Origin of the sequence: Pseudarthrobacter sp. NPDC080039, assembly GCF_040702335.1 — a bacterium.
Lineage (GTDB): Bacteria > Actinomycetota > Actinomycetes > Actinomycetales > Micrococcaceae > Arthrobacter > Arthrobacter enclensis_A.
The window spans coordinates 1-12,055 of sequence record NZ_JBFBKY010000046.1 but is presented as its reverse complement, the minus strand read 5'-3'; the positions used below and the strand labels follow the sequence as shown (position 1 = coordinate 12,055).

At 65.9% G+C, this 12,055-nt stretch carries 10 protein-coding genes and 2 riboswitches; of the genes, 4 read left to right on the top strand and 6 right to left on the bottom strand.

The window, feature by feature from the left end:
- The 5 genes from AB0313_RS21485 to gcvP form a co-directional block, all read right to left on the bottom strand.
- Positions 1–128: serine dehydratase beta chain (locus AB0313_RS21485; protein ID WP_366306917.1), on the bottom strand; the 128-nt coding region annotated here is incomplete at its 3' end.
- Positions 129–281: 153 nt separating this feature from the next.
- Entirely contained in the window at positions 282–1,595 is a 1,314-nt protein-coding gene (glyA, locus tag AB0313_RS21480; protein ID WP_366308296.1) for a serine hydroxymethyltransferase, read from the bottom strand.
- A complete protein-coding gene (gcvH, locus tag AB0313_RS21475) occupies positions 1,592–1,975 on the bottom strand; it encodes a glycine cleavage system protein GcvH (RefSeq protein ID WP_141944173.1) in 384 nt (127 codons plus the stop codon). The genes glyA and gcvH overlap by 4 nt, the downstream gene beginning before the upstream one ends.
- Before the next feature lie 109 nt (positions 1,976–2,084).
- On the bottom strand, positions 2,085–3,218 hold the full coding sequence (gene gcvT / locus AB0313_RS21470; RefSeq protein WP_366308294.1) for a glycine cleavage system aminomethyltransferase GcvT: 1,134 nt from the start codon (positions 3,216–3,218) through the stop codon (positions 2,085–2,087).
- Positions 3,219–3,229: 11 nt separating this feature from the next.
- Positions 3,230–6,082, bottom strand: a complete 2,853-nt coding sequence (gene gcvP, locus AB0313_RS21465; RefSeq protein WP_366308292.1) for an aminomethyl-transferring glycine dehydrogenase — start codon at positions 6,080–6,082, stop codon at positions 3,230–3,232.
- A gap of 159 nt (positions 6,083–6,241) precedes the next feature.
- Positions 6,242–6,341, bottom strand: a riboswitch (glycine riboswitch).
- Positions 6,342–6,615: 274 nt separating this feature from the next.
- Positions 6,616–6,713, top strand: a riboswitch (glycine riboswitch).
- Positions 6,714–6,853: 140 nt separating this feature from the next.
- On the opposite strand from gcvP, the gene AB0313_RS21460 reads away from it, so the two are divergent.
- From AB0313_RS21460 to AB0313_RS21445, 4 genes are all read left to right on the top strand, one after another.
- Complete coding sequence (locus AB0313_RS21460) at positions 6,854–8,383, top strand: amino acid permease (RefSeq protein ID WP_366308290.1); 1,530 nt, start codon at positions 6,854–6,856, stop codon at positions 8,381–8,383.
- A 35-nt stretch (positions 8,384–8,418) separates the two neighbouring features.
- On the top strand, positions 8,419–9,306 hold the full coding sequence (gene purU, locus AB0313_RS21455) for a formyltetrahydrofolate deformylase (RefSeq protein ID WP_366308298.1): 888 nt from the start codon (positions 8,419–8,421) through the stop codon (positions 9,304–9,306).
- A 150-nt stretch (positions 9,307–9,456) separates the two neighbouring features.
- Positions 9,457–10,257 (top strand): hypothetical protein, encoded by an 801-nt coding sequence (locus AB0313_RS21450; RefSeq protein ID WP_307312280.1) that lies wholly within the window; start codon positions 9,457–9,459, stop codon positions 10,255–10,257.
- A complete protein-coding gene (locus AB0313_RS21445; protein WP_366308288.1) occupies positions 10,241–10,990 on the top strand; it encodes a 5-oxoprolinase subunit PxpA in 750 nt (249 codons plus the stop codon). Before AB0313_RS21450 ends, AB0313_RS21445 begins: the two co-directional genes overlap by 17 nt.
- A 139-nt stretch (positions 10,991–11,129) precedes the next feature.
- On the opposite strand, the gene AB0313_RS21440 is transcribed toward AB0313_RS21445, so the two are convergent.
- On the bottom strand, positions 11,130–12,055 hold a 926-nt coding region (locus AB0313_RS21440), incomplete at its 5' end, for an HNH endonuclease signature motif containing protein (RefSeq protein ID WP_366308286.1).

Sequence of the window (12,055 nt, the reverse complement as noted above, 5' to 3'; positions counted from 1 at the left end):
ACCCCACCCAGGACGCCGAAACTCTTGAGCTCCTCCGCGAACACAGCAGCAGCCCGCATCGGCCCCACAGTATGAGAAGACGACGGACCAATACCTATAGAAAAAAGGTCGAATACGCCAACAGCCATGACGAGGTTCCTAACTAAAACAGTGTGGTCGGGGTGGAGCGGACAGGACATCCTCTGCGTGCTCGGTCGCGAAGACGCCCGCTGCGCGGACGTGCCGCTCCCTTAGACGCACGCTGCCGGATGCCCCGCCCACTCCGCCGGTCCCGAAGGTGACTACAGGCCTGGATACAGCGGATGCGCCGACGCCAGGACCTCGACGCGGTGACGCAGGCCGGAAAGGTCTGCGCCGGCGTCGGCAATCAATGCCTCGGCGATGATGTCCGCCACCTCGCGGAAGGCGTCCTCGCCGAAGCCGCGGGTGGCCAGGGCTGGGGTGCCGATGCGCAGGCCGGAGGTGACCATGGGCGGACGCGGGTCGAAGGGGACGGCGTTGCGGTTGACGGTGATGTCGATCGCAGCGAGCCGGTCTTCGGCCTGTTGCCCGTCGAGTTCACAGTTGCGCAGGTCCACCAGGACCAGGTGCACGTCGGTGCCGCCGGAGACCACGCTGACGCCCTTGGCCGTGACGTCGGGCTGGATCAGGCGCTCGGCAAGGATGAGGGCACCGGCCAGCACCCGTTCCTGCCGCTCGCGGAACTCCTCGGACGCGGCGATCTTGAACGCCACGGCCTTGCCCGCGATGACGTGCTCCAGCGGACCGCCCTGCTGACCCGGGAACACTGCGGAGTTGATCTTCTTGGCGATGTCGGCGTCGTTGGACAGGATGATGCCGCCGCGCGGACCGGCGAGGGTCTTGTGCGTGGTGGAGGTGGTGACGTGGGCGTGCGGCACCGGGGAGGGGTGCAGGCCCGCGGCCACCAGCCCGGCGAAGTGCGCCATGTCCACCATGAGGTACGCGCCCACGGAGTCGGCGATCCGGCGGAACTCCGCGAAGTCCAGCTGCCGGGCGTAGGCGGACCAGCCAGCCACGATGAGCTGCGGCTTGTGTTCCTGCGCCAGACGGTCCACTTCGGCCATGTCGATGGTGTGGGTGTCTTCGCGGACCTGGTAGGGGACCACGTTGTAGAGCTTGCCCGAGAAGTTGATCCGCATGCCATGGGTCAGGTGGCCGCCGTGGGCCAGGTTCAGGCCCATGATGGTGTCGCCGGGCTTGATCAGCGCGTGCATCACCGAGGCGTTGGCCTGGGCGCCGGAGTGCGGCTGGACGTTGGCGTATTCGGCGCCGAACAGCGCCTTCACCCGGTCGATGGCGAGCTGCTCGATGACGTCCACGTGTTCGCAGCCGCCGTAGTAGCGCTTGCCCGGGTAGCCCTCGGCGTATTTGTTGGTCAGGACTGAGCCCTGCGCCTGCATAACGGCGGCGGCCGTGTGGTTTTCGGAGGCGATCATCTCCAGGCCATCGCGCTGGCGGCCCAGTTCGTCGTCGATCTTTGCCGCGATCTCGGGGTCCAAGGCTGAAAGCTCCGCGTTCAGGCTCGGGGAGACCACCTGCTTGAAAGCTACGGTGCCGGCTGCTGCAGCGTTCACAGTTCGCCGCCGTTTGCTGCTGCGTATTCTTCAGCGGAAAGCAGGGGGCCTTCCTCGGTGACGGCCACTTTGAACAGCCAGCCGGCGCCGTAGGGGTCGCTGTTGATCAGGGCCGGGTCAGACACCACTCCGTCATTGATTTCCACGACTTCACCGGTGACGGGTGCGTAGAGGTCCGACACGGACTTGGTGGATTCCACCTCACCGCAGGTCTCGCCGGCGGTCACGGTGGAACCGACCTCGGGTAGGTCCACGTACACGATGTCGCCCAGGGCGTCGGCGGCAACGGCGGAAATCCCGATTCCCGCAGGACCGGATCCGTCGACAGCAACCCATTCGTGCTCGGCGGAGTACTTCAGTTCAGCTACGACTTTGCTCATGATTGTTCCTTAGGTTTGGGTGTTGAAAAGTGATGGGGCGTCGGCCCAAGACGCGCAAAAGGTGATGGGGCGTCGAGGGCCGGCGGTGCCGGGGGTGACCGTGCGGGCCTTAGCGGGTTCGTTTGTAGAACGGGAGGGCTACGACTTCGAAGCTTTCGGGCTTGCCGCGCAGGTCCACGTCCAGGACGGTGCCCGGTTCGGCGAATTCGACGTCGACGTAGGCCATCGCGACCGGGTAGCCGAGGGTGGGCGAGGGCTGCCCCGAAGTCACTTCACCCACCAGGGCGCCGTCCTTGAGGACGGGGTAGTGGCCGCGGGCGGCCCGGCGGCCGGTCCCCTTGAGGCCGACGAGCTTTTGCCCGATGGTGGCTCCGACGCCGGCAGTTTTGAGGGCGCCCAGGGCTTCCTTGCCCACGAAGTCGCTTTCCTTTGCCAGCGAGACCACCGGGCCCAGGCCTGCGGCGTAGGGGTTGCCTTGGCGGGAAAGTTCGTTGCCGTAGAGCGGCATCCCCGCCTCGAGACGGAGCGAGTCGCGGCACGCGAGGCCCGCGGGAACCAGGCCCGAGTCTTCACCGGCTTCCAGCAGCGCCTCCCAGAGGGCGGGCGCGTCCAGGTTGGGGACGTAGATTTCGAACCCGTCCTCACCGGTGTATCCGGTGCGCGCCACCAGCAGGTCCCGGACGGTACCGCCGAAGCTGATGCCTACTTCGACGGCGGCGTAGTACTTCAGTTCCGTCACCAGGGCGTGCTGATCTGCCGGAACCAGCTTCAGCAGGATGGCCTCAGCGTTAGGGCCCTGGACCGCGATGAGGGAGGTCTGGGCGGACGCATCCTCCACGGTCACGTCAAAGTTGGCGGCGCGTTGGGCCAGCGCCCGGGCCACGACCTTCGCGTTGCCCGCGTTGGGCACCACAAGGAACTTGTCGTCTGCCCTGCGGTAGGTGATGAGGTCGTCGATGATGCCGCCGTCTGCGTCGCAGATGAGCGAGTACTTGGCCTTGCCGACGGCGACCGCGGACAGTTTGCCGGTCAGGGCGTAGTCGAGGAACGCGGCAGCGTCAGGGCCGGTCACCCAGACCTCGCCCATGTGGGAGAGGTCGAACAGCCCGGCAGCGTTGCGGACGGCGTGGTGTTCGGCCAGTTCGGAGCTGTACTTCAGCGGCATCTGCCACCCGCCAAAGTCCGTAAAGGAGGCCCCGGCTTTCTTGTGCTGCTCGTAAAGGGCAGTGTAGTTCTCAGTCATTGGAGGTCCTTCTAGTTTTCAAATTCGGAGAGCGGCGGGCAGGAGCAGATGAGGTTGCGGTCGCCGGCCGCACCGTCGATGCGTCCCACGCGCGGGAAGTACTTGTCCTGCCGCAGCGAGGCAACCGGGAAGGCGGCCTGCTCGCGCGGGTAGGCGCGGTCCCAGTCGGAGCTGACGACGGCGGCCGCCGTGTGCGGTGCGTTGCGCACCGGCGAGGCCTCCAGGGTGAAGTCGCCGGCAGCCACCTGCTCGATCTCGGCGTGGATGGTGATCATGGCCTCGATGAACCGGTCGATCTCTGCCAGGTCCTCAGATTCAGTGGGCTCCACCATCAGGGTCCCGGCCACCGGGAACGCGAGGGTGGGAGCGTGGAAGCCGAAGTCAATGAGGCGCTTGGCCACGTCCTCGGCGGTGACACCGGTCTTGGCGGTGAGTTCGCGCAGGTCCAGGATGCACTCGTGCGCCACCAGGCCACCCTCGCCGGTGTACAGGACCGGGTAGAACTCATTCAGCCGGGAGGCCACGTAGTTGGCGGCCAGCAGCGCCGACTTGGTGGCCTCGGTCAGGCCCTCGCCGCCCATCAGCTTCACGTACGCCCAGGAGATCGGCAGCACACCGGCGGAACCGAACCGGGACGCCGAGATCGCCACCCCATGTCCAGCTTCATGGGCGGCCTTGTTGGCATCGCCCGGCATGAACGGTGCCAGGTGCGCCTTGGCAGCGACCGGGCCGACGCCGGGTCCGCCGCCGCCGTGCGGGATGCAGAAGGTCTTATGCAGGTTCAAGTGGGACACGTCGCCGCCGAACTTGCCCGGCTGGGCCAGGCCCACCAGCGCGTTCAGGTTCGCCCCGTCCACGTACACCTGTCCGCCGGCGGCGTGGATGGCGTCGCAGACGTCGCGGACGTCGCCGTCGTACACACCGTGGGTGGAGGGGTAGGTGATCATGATGCAGGACAGGACGTCCTTGTTCGCCTCGATCTTGGCCGTCAGGTCATCGTGATCGATGGTGCCGTCAGCAGCCGTGGCCACGACGACGACCTTCATGCCCGCCAGCACCGCGGAGGCGGCGTTGGTGCCATGCGCCGAGGCCGGGATCAGGCAGACGTTGCGCTGCTGCTCGCCGCGGGAGTGGTGGTAGCCGCGGATCGCCAGCAGCCCGGCCAGTTCGCCCTGCGAGCCGGCGTTGGGCTGGATGGACACCTGGTCGTAACCGGTGATCTCCGCGAGATCCGCTTCCAGTCCGGCGATGAGTTCGCGCCAGCCCTCGGTCTGCGAATCCGGGGCGAACGGGTGGATGGAGGCGAACTCGGGCCAGGAAATGGCTTCCATCTCGGCGGTGGCGTTCAGCTTCATGGTGCAGGAGCCCAGCGGGATCATGGTGCGGTCCAGCGCCAGGTCCCGGTCAGAGAGGCGGCGGATGTAGCGCAGCAGCTGGGTTTCGGACCGGTGCGTATTGAACACCGGGTGTTCCAGGTACGCGGACGTGCGGAGCACGGCCTCGGGCAGTTCGAAGCCTTGGGCGTCGCCCACCGGACCTGCACCAAAGGCGACGGCGACAGCGGACAGTGTTGCCGCCGTCGTCGTCTCATCGATGGAGACACCCACGGTGTCCTGGTCGATGAAGCGCAGGTTGATGCCGCGGGCCTCTGCTGCGGTGATCACTTTGGCCGCCTTGCCCGGAACGCGGACGGTGAGGGTATCGAAGAACGAGTCGCTGGCCAGTTCGCGGCCCATGGACGTCAGGGCGGTGGCCAGGATCCTGGCCTTGTGATGGGCGGCCTCGGCGATCGCCTTCAGCCCGTCGGGGCCGTGGTAGACGGCGTAGAAGGAGGACACGATGGCCAGGAGTGCCTGCGCGGTGCAGATGTTGGACGTGGCCTTTTCGCGGCGGATGTGCTGTTCGCGGGTCTGCAGCGCCAGGCGGTACGCGGGCGTGCCCGCGTTGTCCTTGGAGACTCCGACGATCCTGCCGGGCAGGGTGCGTTCCATCCCCTTCTGGACGGCCATGTAGGCGGCGTGCGGCCCCCCAAAGAACAACGGCACGCCAAAACGCTGGGCGGAGCCGACCGCGATGTCCGCGCCCTGTTCGCCCGGAGGAGTAATCAGGGTCAGGGCCAGCAGGTCGGCAGCTACGGTGACCAGCGCGCCGCGGTCCTTGGCGGCCGCGATGACGCCGGACTGGTCCCACACCCGGCCGGAAACCCCCGGCTGCTGCAGCACGATGCCGTTGATGTCACCTTCCGGGAGTCCCTGGGACAGGTCGGCCACCTCAACCTCGAACCCGAGCGCCTCGGCGCGGCCCTGGACGATGGCGATGGTCTGGGGCAGCACGTCGCTGTCCAGGACGGTCTTGCCGTCCTTGGCATTCTTGTCCTTGTTGGCGCGGCGCATCAGCAGCACGGCCTCAGCCACGGCGGTAGCCTCGTCCAGCAGCGAGGCATTGGCCACGGGGAGGGCCGTCAGGTCCTGGACCATGGTCTGGAAGTTCAGCAGCGCTTCCAGCCGGCCCTGCGAGATCTCCGGCTGGTAGGGCGTGTAGGCGGTGTACCAGGCAGGGGATTCCAGGATGTTGCGGCGGATCACCGGGGGAGTGACGGTGTCGTAGTAGCCTTGGCCAATCATCTGGACGGCGGTCTTGTTCCGGCCGGCAATCCGGCGCAGCTCCGCGAGGACTTCAACCTCGCTGAGGGCGTCCTGCAGGCGGAGGGCAGATTCCTGGCGGATGGAGGCGGGGACGGCAACGTCAACGAGGCCGTCCACGCTGTCATAGCCCACGGCTTTGAGCATGGTGTCGACGTCGGCCTGGCGGCGCGCGCCGATATGGCGGTCAACAAACGATGTTGGAAGCGATTGAATCGTCAAGAGGAACTCCAGGTCTGGCCGGCCTGGGGTGGCGCGGCGTGGGATGGGTTCCTCCCCGCTCTGTATTGGACCTGAGAGATTCCGCGTAGCCTGCTGGTGGCAGGGGACCGCTTGCACCGTCGGTGAACCAGGAAGAACCCGGTTGCTTTCCAGAGTCGCCTCGCCGTGACGGTACGTGGGCCTGAGAGATTCCTGGGGAGGATTTGCTCCTACGGCGCCTGCCCGGTGGATGCCGGGAGGACTCTCCCGTCACAGCTCGAAAGGCTTATTCAAATGTGGGTGATTCGGCTCACACGGTACAGGTTCGTTGAAGGGAAAACAAATTTGCCACCACGGCCTGGCCGGTGACCCTCTGTTGGGGGTCTACGTTGCGGCAGGCGGACATGTGGGGTTTGACATTCGATCGTGACCAGCACCACACTGATCCGGTGATCAGCACCGTGTCCGGCTGGCTCTGCGTATTCGGAGCAGCCCGCGGCAGCGTTGCCCCGGCGGGGCGCGGCCGCTGACCGCAACCTAACTGAACACGCCTTCGACCTGCGGCGGGAGAGCCCTGCCGGTACATTCAGCAGGCGCCGTAGGAGCAAATCCTCCCCAGGAAACTCTCAGGCCCCCGTACCGCCGCGGACAGGCAACTCTGGAAAGCAGCCAGTTCCTGGCTCACCGACGGTGCAAGCGGCTTGGGCTGCGGAAACTCTCAGGTTCACTACAGAGCGGGGAGGAACCAAATCTTTGCGGCACCCAAATGCCGCTTTATCGATGGAGTTCCTCATGGCGATTCATCCCCCTACGTCCAACGGCGAACCAGCAAACAGCGCCCCCACCACGGCATCCCGCAGCGAGCCGCCACATCTGGAGCGGCAGCTCACCAACCGGCACATCCAGCTCATTGCAATTGGGGGCGCGATTGGTACGGGCCTGTTCATGGGTTCCGGGAAGACCATTTCCGCGGCCGGCCCGTCCGTGATCTTCGTGTACATGATCATCGGGTTCATGCTCTTCTTCGTCATGCGCGCCATGGGCGAGTTGCTGTTGAGCAACCTGAACTACAAGTCCTTCAGCGACTTCGCCGCGGACCTCCTGGGCCCCTGGGCCGGCTTCTTCACTGGGTGGACGTACTGGTTCTGCTGGGTGATCACGGGCATCGCGGACGTCATTGCCATCGCCGGCTACTCCCGCGAACTCTGGCCGGCAGTGCCGCTGTGGATCCCGGGCCTCGCCACTGTGGCCATCCTGCTCCTGCTGAACCTCGCCACCGTCAAGGCCTTCGGCGAGACCGAATTCTGGTTCGCCCTCATCAAGATCATTGCCATCGCTGCGCTGATCATCGTGGGTCTCTTCATGATCTTCACCGGTTTCCAGAGCGATGCCGGCACGGCAAGCTTCACCAACCTGTGGAGCCACGGCGGGTTCTTCCCCAATGAGTTCATGGGCTTCGTGGCCGGATTCCAGATCGCAGTGTTCGCCTTCGTCGGCATCGAACTGGTGGGCACCACCGCCGCCGAGGCCAAGAACCCGGAACGCACGCTGCCCAAGGCCATTAACGCCATCCCCGTCCGCGTGCTGCTCTTCTACGTAGGCGCACTGGTCATTCTGATGGCCGTCACCCCATGGACCCAGTTCGCGGCGGGCCACAGCCCCTTCATCGGAATGTTCTCCCTGGCCGGCCTCGGCGCCGCGGCCACGGTGGTCAACCTGGTGGTCCTCACCTCGGCCATGTCCTCCGCAAACTCCGGGATCTACTCCACCTCGCGCATGGTCTTCGGCCTGGCCCAGGAAGGCGACGCCCCGGGCATCTTCAGCCGACTGTCCTCCAGGAAGGTGCCCAGCAACGCACTGTTCCTGTCCTGCGTCCTGCTGCTCTCCGGCGTCGTCCTCATGTACGCCGGCCAGGATGTCGGCATGGCCTTCGAAATGGTGACCACCGTGTCCGCCGTCTGTTTCGTCTTCGTCTGGTCGATCATCCTGGCCAGCTACATCGCGTTCCGTCGCCGGCGCCCTCACCTGCACGCGGCGTCCAAGTTCAAGATGCCGGGCGGCATCCCCGCAGCGTGGATTGTCTACGCGTTCTTCGCCTTCGTCCTGTGGGCCCTGACCACCCAGCCGGATACCTTCGTTGCCCTGTTGGTGACACCCATCTGGTTCGTCATCCTGGGCGTGGCATGGGCCGTCCTGCGCCGCCGACCCGCCCACCTGGCCCGCTTTGAGGTCTTCCGTGCGGAGTTGCGCAATGACGAGGTGGCGGCCGGCCGCGCAACGGTGGAAGCATCCGCCGGCGAGGTTGAGCAGGCCAGGAAGTGACGGCGGCTGGTACTGCCGCGGTCCTGCCGGGCACTCTGGCTGCCGGTTATCCCGTCAGTGGCGCCCCCGCCCTTGCCACGGAGTTCATTCTCACGTTCTCGTGCCGGGACTCGCTCGGCATCGTCCAGTCAGTGGCCGGGTTCCTCCTGTCCCAGGAGTGCTACATCGTGGATATCAAACAGTTCGGCGACAAGGCGTCCGGCGAGTTCTTCATGCGAGTGCACTTCACCTCACGGGAAGAGTCCGACGCCGGGTTGCTGCGTGAGCGGTTTGGTCCGGTTGCGGGGGAGTGGGGGATGCAGTGGCGGCTTGAGCCGCGCAGCCGCCGTCAGCGGATCCTGGTCATGGTGTCCAAGTACGACCACTGCCTGAACGACCTGCTGGTCCGGGCCCGGGACGGCGACCTGCCGGTGGAAATTGCCGCGGTGGTCTCCAACCATCCGGATGCCGCCGGCCTTGCGGAGTGGCACGGCGTCCCGTTCCACCGGATTCCGGTCAGCCCTGACACCAAGCCGGAGGCTGAGGCGCGGCTGCTTGAACTGGTGGATGCCTATGGCGTGGAACTGGTGGTGCTGGCCCGGTACATGCAGGTGCTCAGCGATGACCTGACCCGTAAGCTGGACGGCCGCGCCATCAACATCCACCACTCCTTCCTGCCCAGCTTCAAAGGTGCCAAGCCCTACCACCAGGCGTACGAGCGGGGCGTGAAGACGGTGGGTGCCACCGCGCACTACGTCAACTCCGAGCTCGACGAGGGGCCGATAATTTCCCAGCAGGTCATAGAGGTGGACCACACCTACCTGCCGGAGGATCTGGTGCGCGTGGGCAAGGACGCTGAGTGCCGCGCGCTCACCAATGCCGTGCGCTGGCACGCCGAGGGCCGCGTGATCCTTTCCGGAAACCGGACCGTGGTCCTGCGCTGACCACCCATCCTTGGGCTGTGGCGGCGTGCCACAGCCCAGGGATGCGGCGCCGCCCGGACGTGAAAGTTAAGCATGCTTAGTGTTTATCCACATAGGATGGAAAGAGCACGGCAGCCTACCCGCTGCAGGTCGATTTGAATGAAGGTGACCATGGCCCGGCGCAGCAACCCCGCACTCCGCATCGCACAGGAAACCGCCCACAGCGCAATGTTCGACTCCGACGGTAAGCCCAAGCCCGGCGTCCACAACATGCTCCTGAAGGCGGTGCAGATCCAGCGGCCCCTGGTGATTGCCTATATCCGGCGGCTCCAGAAGAAGCATCCACGCGCCACCGCCGCCCAGTTGGCCGACATTGCAGAGCGCGACTACCTGCGGGCTGTTGCCGGTGGAGGTGCCGTGGTGGGCGCAACCGCCGTCGTTCCCGGCGTGGGAACTGTCGCGTCGCTGGGGCTTTCCGCGGCCGCCACCGTGGGTTTCCTGGAAGCAACGGCGCTGTACGCCACGTCGCTGGCAGAACTCCATGGCATCCGCCTCACCAACCCGGAGAAGGCCGGCACCATGGTCATGGCGATCATGCTCGGCGAGGAGGGCACGGCACTGCTCGGCACGCTCAGCGGCCAGGCGTCCGAGAGCGCCACCAACACCTGGAGCAATGTGCTGTCCAAGTCCATGGTTGGTCCGGGCTTCGGCAGTGTGCGGAAGAGGATCCAGCAAGCCTTCCTCAAGAATCTGCTCAAGCGACAGGGAACAGCCCTGTTTGGCAGGGCCCTCCCGTTCGGCATAGGTGCCGTAGTGGGCGGAGCCGGTAACCTCGTGATGGGCCGTGCGGTGGCCAGGAACGCCAGGGAGGCGTTCGGGCCAATGCCGGACACCATCCCCGGGGAGCTGACAGCAGCTGCGGGGCCCGACAACCTGACGCTGGAAGGCAACATACTTGGATCTCAACGCTGACTTAGGCCAATCCTTCGGTTCCTGGACCGCGGGAGGTGACCCCGCAATGCTCCAGCTGGTCACCAGTGCCAACGTGGCCTGTGGCTTCCACGCCGGAGACCCCGTCACCATGCTGGACAGTTGCCGGGCAGCGTACGAACTGGACGTCACGGTCGGGGCGCACATCGGCTACCGCGATCTCGCCGGCTACGGCCGGCGACCACTGGGGATGAGCTTTGATGAGCTGTTCGGTGACGTGCTTTACCAGTTGGGTGCGCTCGACGGCGTTGCGCACGCCGTGGGTGCCTCGGTGGACTACGTGAAGCCGCACGCTGCCCTCTACGACGCGCTGGTTCACGACGGCGAGCAGGCCTCCGCCGTGGTTGCGGCCGTGAATGCCTACGATCCGGGCCTTCCCATCCTGGGCTTCCCGGGCTCTGAGCTCATCAACCAGGCCAAAGAAGCGGGACACCCCGTGTTCATCGAGGCTTTCGCCGACCGCGCCTACCTCGCCGACGGCAGCCTGGTAACGCTGACGGACGAGAACGCGGTCTTGGACGACATCGACCTGGTGGTTGAGCGCGCCGTCCGCCTGGCGACGCAAGGCGAAGTGGTCGCCGTGGACGGAACCGTTGTTGCTGTACGGCCGGACTCCCTGCGACTGCAGGGCGGCAGCCCCGGCGCACTGGAGATGGCTGCCCGGGTTCGAGAAGGTCTTGAGGCCGCCGGCGTGGAGCTGGCCGGCTTCGCCTAGGGACGCATTTCAGGCCGCAACTGACCACCCGGCAGGAAGATCGCCTGCCATGACGATCACCCGGCAGGAAGATTGCCTGCCACGACGATCACGGAACCAGGGCGAACACGGCTGCCTTATGAATCTCCGCCGCGTGGAATCACCGCGGCATGGCGAACGATGTTGCGAGAAACTCCTCCCAGAGTGGATCGTCGGGTGGGATGTCGTCGAGGCCGACGTATCTGTCATCGTCTGGTTCCCAGGGCGGGAGGTCTTCGGGGCCCGCCTCGAGGCAGCGGATATTGAAGCAAAGCACGTCATTGCAGGTGGCATCCGGACGTTCGGCATCGAGGCCCTGGGCCTGCCGAGACTGCAGTTCAGCGGGCGCCAGCCATTGCGGCCAGTGTGGTGGTTCGGGGTCTGGGTGTTCGGGTTTGTAGTGCCGTCCGGTAGGTGAGGTCCAGCCCGGCGGGTCTTTCGTGGTAGCTGGATCTGGTGCCCATTGGCTGTGGTGTTTGAGCCGGTGGTGTTTGGGGCAGAGCTGTCCCAGGTTGCTGACGTTCGTGGTGCCGCCGTGGTCCCAGGCGTGCAGGTGGTCGGTGTCGTTGTCGGGGGTGTGGTTGGTGCAGCCGGGGAAGGTGCATTTGGCGTCGCGCATCCTGATCCATTGTTTGATGGTTTCGGTGAGCCGGTAGTTTGTCCTGCCGATTTCCAGTGGTGCTCCGTCGCGGGGGTCGACCAGGACCCGGTAGAACGAATGCGCCCCGTCAGCGACGAGTTTGCGGGCCATGGACGCTGGGATCGGGCCGAAGCCGTCGAGCGTGGCGGGTTCGTCGGTGCTGCCGAGGAGGGAGAACACCGGCACGGTGACCAGGACGTCGGCCTTGGGGGTGGGGACTCTCCCGATGTCGGTGTGGGTTTCTGCAGCCCCGCGTGGATTTTCACCGGTAGAGGTGGCAGTTCCGGCACCGAGCAGCAGGGATGCTGCGACGTCGGGGCGGAGTTGGGTAAGGGTGCGGGTTTCGTCGGGTCCTTGGAGGCCGCGGGCGGTGGCGGTGGTGCGGTTCCAGATGGCGCACGCGGTGT